Origin of the sequence: Pseudomonas sp. xss_2, assembly GCF_043104195.1 — a bacterium.
In the GTDB taxonomy this organism is placed as follows: Bacteria; Pseudomonadota; Gammaproteobacteria; order Pseudomonadales; family Pseudomonadaceae; genus Aquipseudomonas; species Aquipseudomonas urmiensis.
The window spans coordinates 1-16,833 of record NZ_JBICKL010000035.1 but is presented as its reverse complement, the minus strand read 5'-3'; the positions used below and the strand labels follow the sequence as shown (position 1 = coordinate 16,833).

The window sequence follows — 16,833 nt, the reverse complement described above, 5'->3', positions numbered from 1 at the left end:
AGCCACTGGCGCAAGCTTGCCATCGGACATGCCCCGGTCATTAATGCGATCCACTGCAAGAGGCCTGAGTTCCGCCCGTGTAGATGAATGGTAGGCTGAGCGCTTCCTTGGCTAGATGATCTGCGTCATGCCCGATTCTGTTACTTCACGTCAGCGCCGCGCCTTGCGCCTGGGCTGGCAGTTCCTGCAACCGTACCGCAAGCAGATGCTCCTGGCTTTGCTGGCGCTAGTGGTCACTGCGGGGATTACTTTGTCGATGGGGCAGGGCATTCGCCTGCTGGTGGACCAGGGCTTCATGACCGGTTCGGCCCACCAGCTCAACCAGACCCTGGGCCTGTTCATGCTGCTGGTGGTCGCCTTGGCAGTGGGCACCTTCAGCCGTTTCTACCTGGTGTCGTGGATTGGTGAGCGCTGCGTGGCTGATATCCGCCGGGCCGTGTTCGATCATCTGATCGGCCTGCACCCTGGGTTTTTCGAAGACAACCGCAGCTCGGAGATTCAGTCGCGCTTGACCGCTGATACAACGCTCCTGCAATCGGTGATCGGCTCGTCGCTGTCGATGTTCCTGCGTAATGCTCTGATGGTGCTGGGTGGCGTGGTGCTGCTGTTCATCACCAACCCCAAGCTCACCAGTATCGTGGTGCTGGCTTTGCCGTTGGTGTTGGCGCCGATTCTGTTGTTCGGTCGGCGGGTACGCAGCCTGTCGCGCCAGAGCCAGGATCGGGTGGCCGATGTCGGCAGCTACGTGGCCGAGACGCTCGGCCAGATCAAGACGGTGCAGGCCTACAACCATCAGCCGTTGGATCGCGAGCGCTTCGCTGAGACGGTAGAGGCTGCGTTCACTGTCGCGCGGCGACGCATTGCCCAACGCGCGTGGTTGATCACCTTGGTGATCGTGCTGGTGCTGGGCGCGGTGGGGGTGATGCTCTGGGTGGGCGGCATGGATGTGATCGCCGGACGTATCTCAGCGGGTGAGTTGGCAGCTTTCGTGTTTTATAGCCTGATCGTCGGCAGTGCCTTCGGCACCCTTAGTGAGGTGATCGGTGAGCTACAGCGTGCGGCGGGTGCGGCAGAACGTATTGCCGAGTTGCTGGCGGCGCAGAGTGCGATCCTCGCTCCGGTCGGCGCAGTTGCCCAACCCGGTGAGCGAGCTAGCGGCCGTATCGAGCTGCGTGAGGTGGTTTTTGCCTATCCATCACGGCCGACGGTAGCGGCTTTGGATGGCTTGGACCTGCTTGTCGAGCCGGGGCAGACACTGGCATTGGTCGGTCCCTCAGGGGCGGGCAAATCGACCTTGTTCGACCTGCTGCTGCGTTTCTACGACCCGCAACAGGGGGCGATTCTGCTCGATGGCCAGCCGCTGACGGCACTTGAGCCATCTGCCTTGCGCCGCCAGTTTGCCTTGGTGGCGCAAAACCCAGCGCTATTTCGCGGCACGGTGGAGGCCAACATCCGCTACGGTCGCCCTGATGCAAGCTTTGCCGAAGTCGAGGCGGCAGCGCGTGGCGCGCATGCTCATGAATTCATCCAGCAACTGCCCCAAGGCTATCAAACGTTGCTCGGGGAGGGTGGCATCGGCCTGTCTGGCGGCCAGCGGCAACGCCTGGCGATTGCCCGGGCGCTTCTGGTCGATGCGCCGATACTGCTGCTCGACGAGGCCACCAGTGCCTTGGATGCGCAAAGCGAACACCTGATCCAGCAGGCCTTGCCGAGCCTCATGGCGGGGCGCACAACGCTGGTGATCGCTCATCGGCTCGCCACCGTGCAGCACGCCGAGCGGATTGCGGTGATCGACAAAGGCCGCATCGTCGCGGTGGGCAGCCACCGGCAATTGGTCGAGGAAAACCCGCTCTACGCCAGGCTTGCCCAGCTGCAGTTCACCTCGATTTAAGATTTGTCGCTGCTTGGCGGGCGGATGTAGTTGATTTGTAACATTTCTGTAGCAATTGCCTGAGACTATCTGGCTCAGCTGTGACGTAAGTGCTCGACCTGGCTGCTATCGAACGATGGCAGCTTTTTTTTGGCCTGCGAACGAGGACAAGGATGTCTGTCGCGGCGCTGTTTCGGCACGCCGTTTTCTTCCCTCCTTGTTCCCGAGATCCGCGATGTTGCGTAAATCCCTCCGCGTACAAATCCTCTCTTTGCTCGGCGGCAGCCTGGCGGCGATGCTGCTGATTGCCCTGGTGTGCTTCCAGTTCCTGTCGTCCAGCGTGCGTGGCTATGCCGAGCTGGTCGATGGCCCGCTACGCGCTTCGCAATTGATCGATGAGGCCAACCTGCAGTTCAAGATCCAGGTGCAGGAGTGGAAGAACGTGCTGCTGCGCGGTCGTCAGCCGGCCGAGCTGGATAAGTACTGGCAGCAGTTCCAGGCGCGCGAGCAACAGGTCCAGCAGTTGCTTGGGCAACTGATCCAGAGCAGCGATGACCAGCTCAAGGCGCCACTTGAGCAACTGCGCGACAGTCATCGGCAGTTAGGCCAGGCCTATGCGCAAGGCCGCCAGGCGTTTCTGGCGGCTGGAGGCGATCCGGTCGCAGGTGATCTGGCAGTCAAGGGCGTGGACCGCGCGGCCAGTGAGCAGATGAGTGTGCTGGTCGAGCAGTTGCGCGCTGATGCCCGCGAGCGCGCCGCTGCCATCAATGCCAGCGCGCAGCGAACTGTGTGGATCGGCTTGCTGGTGATGCTCGGCTCGGCGCTGCTGGTCGGCGTGCTCAGCCTGTGGCTGGTCAATCGCAGCCTGATCGAGCCGATTCGCCAACTGATCGACTATGTCGCACAACTGAGCCAAGGGCGCTTCGCTGCGCGCGTGGATGACCGCCGTGAAGACGAACTGGGCCGACTGGCCCGGGCGGCCAATACTTTGCGTGACTTCTTGGCCGAGACCATAGGCCGCCTCAAGGACAACGCCGATGAACTTGAAGGCGCCAGCGGCCAGTTGCGCAACCTGGCCGGCGACATGGCGCGCGGCACGCACGATCAGTTCCAGCGTACCGATCAAGTGGCCACGGCCATGCATGAGATGTCCGCCACCGCTCAAGAAGTGGCGCGTCATGCGGCTGAAGCGGCGCGCGCTGCAGACGATGCCGATCACAGTGCTCAGGCCGGTGAGCAGGTCATGCAGGCCACCATCGACACCATTGCCAACGTCAACCGCGAGATCGCAGGCACCGCTGCGGTGATTCGCGATCTGGAACACGACAGCACGCGCATCGGCAAGGTCCTGGAGGTGATCCGGGGTATCGCCGAGCAGACCAACCTGCTGGCGCTCAATGCCGCGATCGAGGCCGCTCGTGCTGGTGAGGCCGGGCGCGGCTTTGCGGTGGTCGCTGATGAGGTACGCAGCCTGGCCCAACGCACTGCGGCATCGATTGCCGAGATTAATCAGATCATCGAGGCGGTGCAGTCGGGCGCAGTAGAGGCGGTCAAGGCTATCGAGAGTGGCCAGCGGCGCAGCGAAGAGGGTGGCGAGCAGGTGCAGCAGGCGGGGCAGATGCTGCAGCGCATCACTGCGGCGGTGGAGGCGATCCGCGACATGAACCGGCAGATCGCCACGGCGGCTGAGGAGCAGACCAGCGTCGCCGAAGATATCTCGCGCAATCTGATCGAGATCACCCGCATCGCTACGGCCAACCAACAGGCCGTGCAGCACACCGAGCAGGCTGGGCAGCGGCTGCATGGTTTGTCGGGGCAGTTGGGTGAAGTGACATCGCGCTTGAGCGCCTGAAAAAACCAGGGGGAAATCCGCCAGATGGCGCTGATAGAGGCCAAGCATGTGGCGGATTGTCGCCATAAAAGGCACATCAATCAGGGTGCGACGACAGGCCTCAGCCATTAGACATTGGTCTTGGTAAAACTGGCACGGAGTCTGCTTAAGGGCGCAGCGGCGGTCGTACCCGATTCATCGAAACCCCAGGCGCCGGTTGACACTAGGATCAGCCTCGCCAGAACAACAATCCGGGCGTGCATATGCGCAGGGAGCGGTCAGCCAGACACTTCACTTCAATTGGATTGAGCTATGAAAAAAATCCTGCTGACGCTCCTGTGCCTGAGCGTCGTCGGCTGCTCCAAGCCTGCGCAACCGGAAAAAACCGTCGACGTCCTGCTGATCGGCGGCGGCATCATGAGTGCAAGCCTGGGGACTTACCTCACTGAGCTGCAACCGGACTGGAAAGTCGACGTCTACGAGCGCATGGACCAGGTCGCCGAAGAGAGCTCCAACGCCTGGAACAACGCCGGTACCGGCCACTCGGCTTTCTGCGAGCTGAACTACACCAGCGAAGGCAAGGACGGCAAGATCGACATCAGCAAGGCAGTTGGGGTCAACGAGCAGTTCGAGATCTCCAAGCAGTTCTGGGCCTATCAGGTCGAGCAGGGCGTGCTGAGCAATCCCAAGTCGTTCATCAACAACGTGCCGCACATGAGCTTTGTCTGGGGCGATGAGAACATTGCCTTCCTGCACAAGCGTGTCGCTGCCCTGCAGCACAGCTCGCTGTTCCGTGGCATGGAAATCTCCGAAGACCACGAGCAGATCCGTCAGTGGGTGCCACTGGTGATGGAAGGCCGCTCACCTGAGCAGAAGGTTGCGGCAACCCGAATGGCCATCGGCACCGACGTCAACTTCGGCGAGATCACCCGCCAGCTGTTCGCCTCGATGAGCCGCAACCCGAACGTCAAGCTGCACCTGCGTCATGAAGTACGCGACATCGTGCGCAACGACAATGGTTCGTGGAATGTAGTGGTGGCGGACCTGGCCGCCGGCGGCAAGCAAACCACCGTCAATGCCAAGTTCGTCTTCATCGGCGCCGGTGGTGGCGCGCTCAAGCTGCTGCAGAAGTCCGGTATCCCCGAGGCTGAAGGCTACGCCGGCTTCCCGGTGGGTGGCCAGTTCCTGATGACCGACAACCCTGACGTGGTTGCCCGGCATAAGGCCAAGCTGTATGGCAAGGCCTCGGTCGGTGCGCCGCCGATGTCGGTGCCGCACCTGGATACCCGGGTCATTGATGGCAAGGAGGTGCTGCTGTTCGGCCCGTTCGCGACCTTCTCCACCAAGTACCTGAAAAATGGCTCGCTGCTGGACATGTTCGCTTCGCTGACCAGCCACAACATCAGCCCGATGGTGCATGCCGGGATCGACAACATCGACCTGAGCACCTACCTGATGGGCCAGTTGATGCTCAGCTTCGACGACCGCATGAACAACCTGCGCGAGTACTTCCCGAACGCCAAGAATGAAGACTGGAAATTGCTCCAGGCTGGCCAGCGCGTTCAGGTGATCAAGAAGGACCCGCAGCTGGGCGGTATCTTGCAGTTCGGCACTGAAGTGGTGGCCTCCCAGGACGGCAGCATCGCTGCACTGCTCGGCGCCTCGCCTGGCGCCTCGACCGCAGCGCCGATCATGCTGACGGTGCTGGAGAAGACCTTCAAGGATCAGGTCAAGAGCCCTGAGTGGCAGGCCAAGCTCAAGCAGATCGTGCCGACTTATGGCCAGAAGCTGAATAACAACCTTGAGTTGACCAACAAGACCCGTGAGTGGAGCAGCTCGCGTCTGCAACTGCTGTACGTGCCGGTGCAGGCGGAGCAAGCGTTGGCTCAGGCGACTGCGGTGCAGTAAGTCTGGTTGTGAATAGCGCCTCCCTCGGGAGGCGTTGTTTTGTCTGGGATCCGCGTCGGCCTTTTCGCGGGCAAGCCCGCTCCCACAGGCAACTCACCGTTGTTGATGCCGGCGGGATGTTTGTGGGAGCGGGCTTGCCCGCGAAAAGGCCGACGCGTATTCAGCAGACGTTCACGCAGACAACAAAAAGCCCGCGCAAGGCGGGCTTTTCGAGAAGCAGGATTTGGTCGGAGAGACAGGATTCGAACCTGCGGCCTTCTCGTCCCGAACGAGACGCGCTACCTGGCTGCGCTACACTCCGATGAACAAAATCCTACTGCAAGCCATTTTTCGACGCAAGCCCTTGTTGTGAAAAGACTGTTTGCCAAAAAACAGGGTCAGATCACAGCTCTTTTACCGTGCGGATCTGGTCTTTGTTGATGCGTGTGCGCTTGCCATCGAGCTGCTCGAATTCGTAGAAGCCAGAGTCGTCGTCATAGGAAGGGGTGTCCACCGCCTGAATCTCGCGACCGTCATTCAGGGTGATGACGGTAGGCGATGCACAGCCGGCGAGGGCGCCCAGGCCCAGGGCAAGCAGGAAGGCGGGAAGGGTCCGTTGGATCATCGTGTTTCTCCAGTTCGATGGTGCTTGATGACTGTAAGACGCAGCGCGTCCTCGCAAGTTCCTTGCACAGTGCAGCATAGCGCCAATGCGCAAGGGTTGATGTAGAACAACCCTCGCGGCGATGGCGGGCCGGCCTGTGATATAACAAGCGCCATCGACTTCCCTCCCTGCGACGGATCCCCATGAAAGCCAAGGCAGATACTCCCTTCGTGGCGCTGAACATCGCCGTGCTCACGGTCAGCGACACCCGCACTTTTGACACCGATACCTCTGGCCAGCTGTTCGTTGACCGTTTGACCGCCGCTGGCCATCAGCTGGCGCAGCGCGTGCTGCTCAAGGATGACCTGTACAAGATCCGCGCCCAAGTCGCGACCTGGATTGCCGACGAGCACGTACAGGTGGTGCTGATTACCGGCGGCACCGGCTTCACTGGTCGCGACAGCACCCCTGAGGCGGTCGGGTGCCTGCTGGACAAACAAGTGGACGGCTTTGGTGAGCTGTTCCGCCAGATCTCCGTGGCCGATATCGGCACCTCTACCGTACAGTCGCGCGCGCTGGCGGGGCTGGCCAATGGCACCCTGGTCTGCTGCCTGCCAGGCTCAACCAACGCGGTGCGCACCGGTTGGGACGGCATCCTCGCCGAGCAGCTCGACTCGCGGCATCGACCATGCAATTTCGTGCCTCACCTGAAACAGGCAGCGGCCTGTGAAAGCCGTGGTTGAGGGCGTGCAGAACCGGCCGTTGATGCCGGTGGAAGAGGCCCTTGAGCAACTGCTGAAACTGGCTGAGCAGGCGCCCATCGCCGAAACCGAAGTGGTCACCTTGGCCGAGGCCGAGGGGCGCGTGTTGGCTGAAGATCTGCTGGCCGAGCTGGACCTGCCGCCGTGGCCGAACAGTGCCATGGACGGCTACGCACTGCGACTGAGCGATTGGCAGGGCGAGCCGCTGCCGGTGAGCCAGCGCATTTTCGCCGGCCACGCACCGCAGCCATTACAGCCCGGCAGCTGTGCTCGGATATTTACCGGCGCACCGCTGCCCGAGGGCGCCGACTGCGTAGAAATGCAAGAAAACGTCGAGCTGTTGGAAGATGGCCGAGTAAGTTTTCTCGAGCCGTTGCGGGTCGACCAGAACGTTCGCCCACAAGGTCAGGAGACTCGGGCTGGCGAACAGGTGATGAACAAAGGCACCCGGTTGGGCCCAATCGAACTGGGCCTGGCCGCGACCCTGGGGCGCGCCCGCCTCAAGGTCGTGCGCAGGGTGCGCGTGGCGGTGTTGTCGACCGGTGACGAACTGGTCGAGCCTGGCCTGCCGTTGGGCCCCGGCCAGATCTACAACAGCAACCGCCGCCTGCTCGCCAGTTGGTTGCAGCGCTTGGGCTGCGAAGTGGTGGATGTCGGCATTGTTGCCGATGACCTGCAGATCACCCGCGATTGCCTGGCCGGCCTGGCTGATGTCGATCTGATCCTGTCTACCGGTGGGGTATCGGTGGGCGAGGCGGATTATCTGGGCATCGCCCTGCGTGAAGCCGGTGAGTTGGCATTATGGAAGCTGGCCATCAAGCCGGGCAAGCCGCTGACCTTCGGCCACTACCGCGGGGTGCCGGTGATTGGTTTGCCAGGCAACCCGGCCTCGACCCTGGTCACCTTTGGCTTGTTGACCCGGCCTTACCTGCTGCGCCGCCAAGGCGTCACCGAGGTGACACCGCTGCGCTTCAGTGTCCCGGCAGGTTTCGACTGGACCAAGGCAGGCACCCGGCGCGAATACCTGCGGGCACGGATCGAGCAGGGCAGGGTGCGCATCTACAAGAACCAGAGTTCGGGCGTGCTGCGCAGTGCGGCCTGGGCGGAGGGGCTGGTCGAGGTGCTTGAAGGCAGCACGCCGCGCCAAGGCGACAGCGTGTCGTTCATTCCCCTAAGCGAGCTACTTGGCTGAGCGGCCGATCAATACGCCGCTGACGGCTGTGGAACTGGCCGGTGCCTGCTGGGTCAGGCGCATGTGCACGTTCTCCAGTTGTTGCGCGGCAACGCTCCAGTCGTGACGCTGCCGGGCAAACTGGCGGCCCGACTCGCCCAGTTGGCACATCCGCCAAGGCTGATTGAGCAATTGATTGATCTGCAGGGCCAACTGGCCGCCCTCGTCGCTGCCCAGGTAATGCTCGCCGTTATTCACCGCAAGGCCCGATACGCCCTTGCTGGTGGTAATCACCGGCAGGCCGGCGGCCATGGCTTCGAGAATCTTCACCTTGGAGCCACCGGCATAGCGTAGCGGGGCGAAGAACAGCGCCGAGCGCCGCTGCAGTTCGCGTAAATCTGGGCGATAGCCAATCCATTCGATGCGCGGGTCGTTCCAGTGCAGCTTCCAGCTCGACGGCAGGGCATGGCCGGCGATCGCCAGGCGCACAGCCGGGTTGCTCATCCACACCTGGGGCAGGATTTCTTCAAGCGCCCATTCGATCGCCTCAAGGTTTGCCCCGTATTCGAAGTTGCCGACAAACAGCAGGCGCTGGCTGTGCAGGGCGGGGCGCACGTCCTGGTAGTAATCGCAGTCCACACCATTGACCACCACATTCACCGGCCTGCCGCTGATCTGGCCGATCAGTTCGGCGTCATGGGCGCTGACGGCCACCACTTCATTGGGTTGGCGCAAAACGCGTTGCTCCCAGCGCCGGTAGCGCCAACGATCAAACGCATTGAGCGGTCTTAGCCACAGTGGCAGGCGATCCTGGCAGGCTGCGCCCATCACCGACTCGATGGTGTGTTCGCTGAGCATGTAGGGCAGGCCGCGTGCTTGCAGGGCTTTTTCGAACGGCTGGAAGCTGTAGCTGTGCTCGATCTGGATGACATCCCAGGGCTCATCCAACAACTGCTCGAACTGGTGGCGCAGGCACGGCGCCAGGCCGTGGATGATCGCCCGCATGGGGTAGTCGATGATCGGCGAGGCCAACAAGTTCAGTGGGCTGTGCAGTGGGCGCCTGGGCAGAACGATCAGGCGCTCGAGCAGCGGCTCCAGGGCGGCGCGGGCGGCATCGCCCAGGGGGACTTTGGACTGCACCAGCAAGGTGATCCGGTGACCATGCTCGGCCAACTGGCGCAGCAGGTGATATTGCCGGGTCTTGCTGCCACTGGTGGTTGGCCAGGGCAGGTAGGGCAAGGTCCAAAGTATACGCATCTCCCCAATCCTCGCTGTGCGTCGGCTGTTGGATGGCAAGGCGCGCCCGCAGGCAATCAGCTGACCGCTGCTGCCGGGGCGCGTCCATAGATATCAGTAAAGCGTACGATGTCGTCTTCGCCCAGGTACTCACCGCTTTGCACTTCGATCATCACCAGGTCGATCACCCCAGGGTTGGTCAGGCGGTGGGTGCGGCCGGGCTTGATGAAGGTCGACTCGTTGGTGTCGAGCAGGAACTCCTCTTCACCATTGGTCACGCAGGCGATACCGCTGACCACGATCCAGTGCTCGCTGCGATGGTGATGCATCTGCAACGACAGCGATTCACCCGGGCGCACCATGATCCGCTTGATCTTGAAGCGCGGGCCTTCTTCGAGCACGGTGTAGGTGCCCCAGGGGCGGGTGACGGTGCGGTGCAGGCGGTAGGCTTCATGGCCCTGGCGCTTGAGTTGCTGGGCGATCACCTTGACCTCTTGGCTGCGCGCGGCATCGGCGATCAGCAATGCATCCGGGGTGTCGATGACGATCAGGTTGTCCAGGCCAACTGCCCCCACCAGGCGCCGAGGTGCGTCGATGTAGCAGTTGCTGACATCGTGCAGCACGGTCTCGCCATTGCAGTGGTTGCCTTGGGTGTCGGTCTCGCGCAGCTCGCGCACCGCTTCCCAGCTGCCGATATCGCTCCAACCCAGCTCGCAAGGGACGACGGCGACCTGGGTCGATTGCTCCATCAGTGCATAGTCGATGGAGATATCGGGGGCCTGGGCGAAGCTGTCTGGGTCGAGCTCCACTTGCAAGGCGCGATCACCTTGCTTGACCGAACTGACCTGCATGCACTGAGCTACGCTTTCCAGCACTTCTGGCGCATGCGCTTGCAGCTCGCGCAGCAGGGTGTCGACGCGTAGGCAGAACATGCCGGCGTTCCACAAGTGGCGACCGCCGTCGAGGTAGGCTTGCGCGGTTTGCGCATCGGGTTTTTCGACGAAGCGCGCGACTTTATGGCCAAGCTGCTCCAGCGCCTGGCCCTGCTCGATGTAGCCAAAGCCGGTTTCTGCACGGCTGGGGCGCAAGCCAAAGGTACACAGCCAATCTTGATGGGCCAGTTGCGCGGCCTGGGCGACCGCTTGCTCGAAGGCGGGCAGATCCTGGATCAGGTGGTCGGCCGGCAGAATCAGCAGCACGCTATCCTCGCCATAGTGGCGCGCGCAGTGCAGCGCCGCGGCGGCGATGGCGGGCGCGGTGTTGCGCCCACAGGGTTCAAGGATGTAGTCCAGGGCGACGTTGAACGCGTTGACCTGGCGATATTCATCTTGAGTGCGGAAGAACACATCGCGGTTGGTCACTGTCAATACCCGTTCCACGCCCGCGAGGGCACTGGCGCGGGCAAAGGTCTTCTGCAGCAGGCTTTCGCCGTCTGGCAGACGCATGAACGGCTTGGGCATGGCCTCGCGGGAAACCGGCCAAAGACGTGTGCCGGCACCGCCAGCGATGATACAGGGGATCAGAACGCTCATTTCACAGCCTCGAAGCAAGGCGCTTGGGACAGCGCGATCAAAGGGACTTTTCGACCAAAGAAGCAGCGACCTGTCAGGCGTCTGGCGAGGCAAAAAGTCAATTAAATGACTTTTTGGTCCGTCATCGTCCTTGATGGCCAAATATTTGTCGATGATGCACCTCTGGTCCCTGGGTTTCAATGTCATTTGTGTTAATCCGGCTATTTTCTGACGCAATTGCCCTCTGGGTGCAGCAATTCGCCCTCGGCCATGGTCGAGATTGAGGTAGCAACTTTTTCGGTTTTCTTGGGGGCACTGGTCATGGGCGAGCGCAAGGCAATGTTGGTCCTGCACGGCAAGCAGGCCTTGAATGAGCAAGTGCGCGAGGCGGTCGGCGCCATGCGTGAACGGGGCTGGACCCTGGATGTGCGCTTGACTTGGGAAGGCGGCGATGCACAGCGTCTGGTCAGCGAAGCGCTGCAGGCCGGTTACAGCCATATCGTCGCCGGTGGCGGCGACGGTACGCTGCGGGACGTCGCCGAGGCCATGGCACAGGCCAGTAGCCACGCCAGCCTGGTGCTGTTACCGCTGGGTACCGCCAACGATTTCGCCAAGGCTGCCGGCATACCTTTGGAGCCCGCCGAGGCGTTGGCTTTGCTCGAACAGCCAGCGCAGTCGATCGACCTGGGCAGGGTTGGCGATCAACTGTTCCTGAACATGGCCACCGCAGGCTTTGGTAGCCAAGTCACGGCCAATACCTCTGAGGATCTGAAAAAGGTCTTGGGCGCTGCCGCCTACCTGTTCACCGGACTGTCGCGTTTCAGCGAGCTGCAAGCGGCCTCGGTCGAACTGCACGGGCCGGATTTCCAGTGGCAGGGGGATTTATTGGCATTGGGAATTGGCAACGGTCGTCAGGCCGGCGGCGGGCATGTGCTGTGCCCGGACGCACTGGCCGACGACGGCCTGCTCGACATTGGCATCCTGCCGGCCCCGCAGGAAATGGTCGGCGCTTTGCGAGACCTGTTGGCCGGAGAGGGGCTATTCGTTCGTGCGCGCTTGCCTTGGGTGGAGATCAAAAGCTCCCAGGGCCTGGACATCAATCTCGATGGCGAGCCGCTGCAGGCGGACAGCTTGCGTTTCGAGGTGCTGCCCTCGGCCTTGCGGGTGCATTTGCCAGCAGGCTCGCCGGTGCTTAGTCGTCCAGACTGATGATCTTCTCGCGCACGGCAAACAGTACCAGGCCGGCGACATCGTAGATCTGCAGGCGCTTCATGATCTGCGAACGGTGGGTTTCTACGGTTTTGATCGAAAGGCCCAGGCCGTTGGCGATTTCCCGGGTCGACTTGCCACGCACGATCAACCGCAGGATCTCCAATTGGCGTGCGGTGAGGTTGTGGCGGTCGGCGCCAAGCGGCTTGCCATTTTGCGCGTGTAGCAGGGCCTGATTGATTACCGTGTGCGCAATCGCCGGGCTCAGATAGCGCTCATCGGCGCGCAATGCAGTGAGCGCCTGCTCCAGTTCAGTAGCAGTGGTGTCCTTGAGCAGGTAGCCATGAGCGCCGCTTTCCAGCGCGCGCATGATCAGCTCTGGATCGGTGTGCATCGACAGAATCAGCACTTTGCAGGTGTGGCCGTTGGCGCGCAGGTAGGTCAGTGCATCCAGGCCACTGGTCGAGCGCATGGAAATGTCCAGCAGCACGATGTCTGGATTCAAGCGCTTAACCAGGTCGAGCAATTGATCGCCATCATCGGCTTCACCGACCACCAAATAGCCCGGGATGTCGGAAACCAAGGCGCGAACGCCCGCGCGGATGAGCGAGTGGTCATCCACCAGCAATAATCTACAGGTCATGGGTGGCGGGGGTCCTGGCGCGTTCATGGGTGCGCGGTGGCCATGGGAACAGGGCCTCGATTCGGGTGCCCTGATCGGGCTGGCTGATGACGGTCAGGCTACCTTGCAGCGCGGTCGCCCGCTCGTGCATGCCAGCCATCCCACGCTGCCCGGCCTCGGCCGGGTTGTGGGCCGGTATGAAGCCACGGCCGTCATCCTGGATGGTCAGGGCCAAGCCTTCTGGAGTGCGCCGCAGATGGATCTTCAGATTGCGCGCCTGCGCGTGGCGCAGCATGTTGGTCACCGCCTCTTGGGTAATCCGGAAGGCCGCCATGGTTGCCGCTTCGCAAATGCCGCCCAGGCGCTGCTTGCACTCCAGGCTCCAATTTACCCCGCTGTTGGCCAGGGTGCGCACCAGGTGCGCGCGCAGGCTCGCTTCAAGGCCGAGGCTGGCCAGTTGGCGCGGGTTGAGCAAGGCAGAAACATCGCGCACGTTGGTCAAGGTGTCGTCGAGGGTCGCGCGCAGGGTGGCGCATTGCGCTTGCAGCTCACCGGGGATGCGCCGTTGCAGCCAGTCGAGCTGCAGCTTGGCGGCAGTCAACAGCTGGCCAATGTCATCGTGCAGTTCACGGCTCAAGCGCTGGCGTTCGCTTTCCTGGACCTTGAGCATTCGATCGGCAAGCTCGGCCGGTCGCAGGCTGATCGAGCGAGCCCAATGACGCAGTTGCCAGCCGACCCCGGCCATGGCGATTGCCTGCAGCAGGAGCAGGCCCAGGGGCATCGGTAAGGCTTGGTAGTACCACACCAAGTTGGCCGCCAGCGATGCCACGCACAGCGCAGTGGTCGTCCAGCGCAACACGGCGATGCGGGAGCAGCGACGCTGTGGGATATTCAAGCGTAGGAGCATAGATAGGAAAGCCACTGAATTATTGCTGTTGGAGGCCGTGCACGTGTCTGACCAGAGGCTTGGGCATCCTGCTTTCAATCAATCGCCAAGCGCGTATTCAATTGATGGCTATCTGCGATGCCTGCATTCGTTTGCGCGCATGGTATCACTTCAAGTTCATTTGGTCGCGGCTGGCTAACAGTCTGAAACCTCAGGATTTACGGGGCACTGGGGAGGTGTGGGGTCGCATCCTAAACTAGCAAAATGCCATTATCCGGTGGGTTGTCTGTGTTCAACATTCAACTAAGGTGTTGCGCCGGGCATTACTGCAGTCTGAACTTTCCCTATATTTTTAAGTTTGAGCCTGTAAAGGTAGTTACTTGCCAATCTAGTTGCCCGTCTGGCGCTGGCTTTATTTACCCTGGTGATGATGGTGGAGCGTCGGGTGCGGGTGGTTACAGAGGTGATCGTTTGCCTGGCAAGGCGCACACGTTTGCGTAAACGGCTGGCCTAGAGCACTGGCCAGTTCACCGAGTAGCTGGGTCTGTTCGCAGGTGTCCAGGTTCAACCGCCCAGTGCGTGCATCGACTAGCTCCAGTTGCCAGGCAAGCAGGGTCAGGCAGGCGCCCACTGCTGGCAGGGCTTGCGCTTCGAGCTGTGGGTGCTGGCACGCGGGTGCGAGCAGCTGTCCCAGTTCGTTGGCATAGTGAGCCACTTCCTGCAGGCCCAGGTCATTCGCCCGCTGCGCCAGCGTGCCCAGGGTGTCATCCAGGCAATGGCAGGCATCAGGGTCGTTGTCGATCAGCTCAAGGTGTTGCAGGCATTCTTGGGCCTTGGTCAGCAAGATCTGCGCATCCAGCAGAAACTCCTGCAGCGCGCTGCTGTTCAGCGGGGTGCTATTCATCATGAGGCTCCAGCGTGCGAGGCTGAAGCAGGGCTGGGCCACACCAAGTCGATCGCGTGCAAAAGCCTGACTCCGTTCATGCAATGAGAATGGCGTCACATTAATGGCTAATGGATATCGCGAACATCAGGTTGCACCCGATTGCTACCTAGGGGAAACCCTGATAGGTGGTCGGGTTGGGACACAAGTCCCAGGTGTGTTCGGGCAGGAGATGTGGCAGCAGTAAAGCATGATGGTAAAGTGATATCAATCGTCCCGGCGGCTTTTTCCGTGAGGGGTCAAGCTGCGCTCAAAGTCGCCGATACAGGACAGATGATTTCACTTTTCCCGACTCAAGCCTGGGGGTTTTTCCAATGGCCGGCATTCTCGATACGGTAGACCAACGCACCCAACTGGTAGGTGAGAACCGCCTGGAAATCCTGATGTTCCGCCTCGCCGGTCGCCAGTTGTTCGCGATTAACGTATTCAAGGTCCAGGAAGTCCTGCAGCTGCCCAAGCTGACCCTGATGCCGCAGCGTCATGCCTTCGTCTGTGGGGTGGTCAACCTGCGCGGGCAGACCTTGCCGGTGATCGACCTGTCCCAGGCCATCGGCATGCGTCCTCTGCAGCCGGGGCCTGATAGCACCATTATCGTCACCGAGTACAACCGTTCGGTGCAAGCCTTCCTGGTGGGCGGTGTCGATCGCATCGTCAACATGAATTGGGAGGCGATCATGCCACCGCCGACCAGCGCTGGGCGTCAGCACTACCTGACCGCTATCACCAAGGTCGAGGAGAAGCTGGTGGAGATCATTGACGTCGAGAAAGTGCTCGCCGAGATCGTTCCGTACAGTGCCAAGGTCTCCAACGACAAGCTCGCCGATCCGATCCTGGCGCGCGCCCGCGGGCGCGAGGTGCTGTTGGTCGATGACTCCACCGTGGCCCTCGCGCAGTTGCGTGACACGCTGTCGCAGCTGGGGGTCAAGCTGCACGTGGCCAGCGATGGCCTCAAGGCTTTACGCATGCTCAAAGGCTGGGCCGATGCGGGCGAGGATGTCTGCGAAAAGCTGTTGATGATCTTTACCGACGCGGAAATGCCTGAGATGGATGGCTATCGGCTGACCACCGAAATTCGCTCCGATGCGCGCCTGCGCGGGCTTTACGTGGTGCTGCACACCTCGTTGTCGGGTAGCTTCAACGAATCGATGGTGAAGAAGGTAGGGTGCGACAACTTCCTCTCCAAGTTCCAGCCGGATCGTCTGGTGGATGTGGTGCGCCAGCGCTTGTTGCTTGATCACGCCCCCGCTTGAGCACTGCGCGCGCCGCCCGCCGGGTATAAGCTAGGCGTTTTCGACTGGCATGAGGCGGGCAGGGATGTTTCTGAGTGCGTTGTATCGGTATCCGGTGAAGTCGTGTCAGGCGCAAAGCCTGGCGACCAGCGCGGTAGATCTGCTGGGGTTGCAGGGTGATCGGCGTTGGCTGGTGGTGGAAGAGTCCAATGGCCGCTTTCTTACCCAGCGGGCCTGGCCGCGGCTGACGCAGCTTGAAGCCAGCCTTGGCCCGACGGGGCAGTTGCTGCTTCAAACGTCTGGACAGATGCCGCTGGAAGTGGCTGTGCCGGGCGTGGATGACGACCTGCGCGGGGTGACTATCTGGCGTGACACCTTGCGCGTGCCGGATGCCGGCGATGCGGCAGCGGCTTGGCTCAGTGAGTTGCTCGGCAAGCCGGTGCGTCTGGTGTACTGCCCGCAGCAGCGTGCGCGCTACCTGCCGAGCGGATATGGACTGAACAGTGATCGGGCGGCGTTTCCGGATGGCTTTCCGTTGTTGCTGATTGGGCAGGGCTCGCTCGATGAGCTGAATCGGCGGATTGGCCGGGACATGGAAATGCTGCGGTTTCGGCCGAACCTGGTGGTGCAGGGGGCTGAGCCTTTTGCCGAGGATGGCTGGAAGCGGATTCGTATTGGTGATCTGACCTTTCGGGTGCTCAAGCCTAGTGTGCGGTGCATTCTGACTACGCTTGATCCTGGGACGGGGGAGCGTAGTGCCGATCGGGAGCCTTTGGCGACTTTGAAGACGTTTCGGGAGCGGGAGGGGGATGTGCTGTTTGGGCAGAATCTGGCTGCGGATGGGGCGGGGGAGATTGCGGTTGGGATGGGTGTTGAGGTGCTTGAGTAGGATTCTGGGTTTCTCGCTTTATGAGATATCCATCCTGATTTCCTGTGTTTTGTGTGATTATCCATTCACGATGGTGATATTTCGGCACCTTTCCGCCCTTACGGCGGGTCACTTTTTGGCAAACGCCCCAAAAAGTAACCAAAAAGGTCTGCGCTCCACCATCCGGCCCTACGCTGCGCTTCGG

The 16,833-nt window shown here is 61.6% G+C and carries 14 protein-coding genes, 1 tRNA gene and 1 pseudogene; 9 read left to right on the top strand and 7 right to left on the bottom strand.

Annotated features, from left to right (window positions below; all coding sequences use genetic code 11):
- The first annotated feature begins 127 nt into the window (after positions 1 to 127).
- From ACF8K2_RS05130 to mqo, 4 genes and pseudogenes are all read left to right on the top strand, one after another.
- Positions 128 to 1,891 (top strand): ABC transporter transmembrane domain-containing protein, encoded by a 1,764-nt coding sequence (locus tag ACF8K2_RS05130; RefSeq protein ID WP_186556311.1) that lies wholly within the window; start codon positions 128 to 130, stop codon positions 1,889 to 1,891.
- A gap of 115 nt (positions 1,892 to 2,006) precedes the next feature.
- Positions 2,007 to 2,837, top strand: a pseudogene (locus ACF8K2_RS05125) (HAMP domain-containing protein); the annotation flags it as partial.
- A gap of 117 nt (positions 2,838 to 2,954) precedes the next feature.
- Positions 2,955 to 3,722 carry a methyl-accepting chemotaxis protein gene (locus ACF8K2_RS05120; RefSeq protein ID WP_392463771.1) on the top strand — a complete coding sequence of 256 codons (768 nt, stop codon included), beginning with the start codon at positions 2,955 to 2,957 and terminating at the stop codon, positions 3,720 to 3,722.
- 291 nt (positions 3,723 to 4,013) lie between these two features.
- A complete protein-coding gene (gene mqo, locus ACF8K2_RS05115) occupies positions 4,014 to 5,609 on the top strand; it encodes a malate dehydrogenase (quinone) (RefSeq protein ID WP_392463746.1) in 1,596 nt (531 codons plus the stop codon).
- A 224-nt stretch (positions 5,610 to 5,833) separates the two neighbouring features.
- Here mqo and ACF8K2_RS05110 read toward each other — a convergent pair.
- Both ACF8K2_RS05110 and ACF8K2_RS05105 read right to left on the bottom strand, forming a co-directional pair.
- Positions 5,834 to 5,910, bottom strand: a tRNA-Pro gene (locus ACF8K2_RS05110).
- Between the two features lie 81 nt (positions 5,911 to 5,991).
- On the bottom strand, positions 5,992 to 6,213 hold the full coding sequence (locus tag ACF8K2_RS05105; RefSeq protein WP_023632528.1) for a YgdI/YgdR family lipoprotein: 222 nt from the start codon (positions 6,211 to 6,213) through the stop codon (positions 5,992 to 5,994).
- Positions 6,214 to 6,395: 182 nt separating this feature from the next.
- On the opposite strand from ACF8K2_RS05105, the gene moaB reads away from it, so the two are divergent.
- Both moaB and glp read left to right on the top strand, forming a co-directional pair.
- Entirely contained in the window at positions 6,396 to 6,935 is a 540-nt protein-coding gene (moaB, locus tag ACF8K2_RS05100) for a molybdenum cofactor biosynthesis protein B (protein WP_186556314.1), read from the top strand.
- A complete protein-coding gene (gene glp / locus ACF8K2_RS05095; protein ID WP_392463744.1) occupies positions 6,919 to 8,145 on the top strand; it encodes a gephyrin-like molybdotransferase Glp in 1,227 nt (408 codons plus the stop codon). The genes moaB and glp overlap by 17 nt, the downstream gene beginning before the upstream one ends.
- On the opposite strand, the gene ACF8K2_RS05090 is transcribed toward glp, so the two are convergent.
- Both ACF8K2_RS05090 and ACF8K2_RS05085 read right to left on the bottom strand, forming a co-directional pair.
- On the bottom strand, positions 8,134 to 9,381 hold the full coding sequence (locus ACF8K2_RS05090; RefSeq protein ID WP_392463742.1) for a glycosyltransferase family 4 protein: 1,248 nt from the start codon (positions 9,379 to 9,381) through the stop codon (positions 8,134 to 8,136). The two genes, glp and ACF8K2_RS05090, sit on opposite strands and share 12 nt — an antisense overlap.
- Positions 9,382 to 9,437: 56 nt before the next feature.
- Positions 9,438 to 10,892 carry a mannose-1-phosphate guanylyltransferase/mannose-6-phosphate isomerase gene (locus tag ACF8K2_RS05085; RefSeq protein ID WP_392463740.1) on the bottom strand — a complete coding sequence of 485 codons (1,455 nt, stop codon included), beginning with the start codon at positions 10,890 to 10,892 and terminating at the stop codon, positions 9,438 to 9,440.
- Between the two features lie 300 nt (positions 10,893 to 11,192).
- Here ACF8K2_RS05085 and yegS point away from each other — a divergent pair, with 300 nt between their 5' ends.
- Complete coding sequence (gene yegS / locus ACF8K2_RS05080; RefSeq protein WP_392463739.1) at positions 11,193 to 12,080, top strand: lipid kinase YegS; 888 nt, start codon at positions 11,193 to 11,195, stop codon at positions 12,078 to 12,080.
- Here yegS and ACF8K2_RS05075 read toward each other — a convergent pair.
- The 3 genes from ACF8K2_RS05075 to ACF8K2_RS05065 all read right to left on the bottom strand — a co-directional run bounded on the left by ACF8K2_RS05075 (position 12,064) and on the right by ACF8K2_RS05065 (position 14,495).
- Positions 12,064 to 12,723 (bottom strand): response regulator transcription factor, encoded by a 660-nt coding sequence (locus ACF8K2_RS05075; RefSeq protein WP_186556318.1) that lies wholly within the window; start codon positions 12,721 to 12,723, stop codon positions 12,064 to 12,066. The genes yegS and ACF8K2_RS05075 overlap by 17 nt on opposite strands.
- On the bottom strand, positions 12,713 to 13,609 hold the full coding sequence (locus tag ACF8K2_RS05070) for a sensor histidine kinase (protein ID WP_392463770.1): 897 nt from the start codon (positions 13,607 to 13,609) through the stop codon (positions 12,713 to 12,715). Before ACF8K2_RS05070 ends, ACF8K2_RS05075 begins: the two co-directional genes overlap by 11 nt.
- A gap of 391 nt (positions 13,610 to 14,000) precedes the next feature.
- Positions 14,001 to 14,495: a histidine kinase gene (locus tag ACF8K2_RS05065; protein ID WP_392463738.1), complete on the bottom strand. Its 495-nt coding sequence runs from the start codon at positions 14,493 to 14,495 to the stop codon at positions 14,001 to 14,003.
- 350 nt (positions 14,496 to 14,845) lie between these two features.
- On the opposite strand from ACF8K2_RS05065, the gene ACF8K2_RS05060 reads away from it, so the two are divergent.
- Both ACF8K2_RS05060 and ACF8K2_RS05055 read left to right on the top strand, forming a co-directional pair.
- On the top strand, positions 14,846 to 15,781 hold the full coding sequence (locus ACF8K2_RS05060; protein ID WP_186556321.1) for a chemotaxis protein CheV: 936 nt from the start codon (positions 14,846 to 14,848) through the stop codon (positions 15,779 to 15,781).
- A 64-nt stretch (positions 15,782 to 15,845) separates the two neighbouring features.
- Entirely contained in the window at positions 15,846 to 16,649 is an 804-nt protein-coding gene (locus tag ACF8K2_RS05055) for an MOSC domain-containing protein (protein WP_392463737.1), read from the top strand.
- Positions 16,650 to 16,833: the final 184 nt, after the last annotated feature.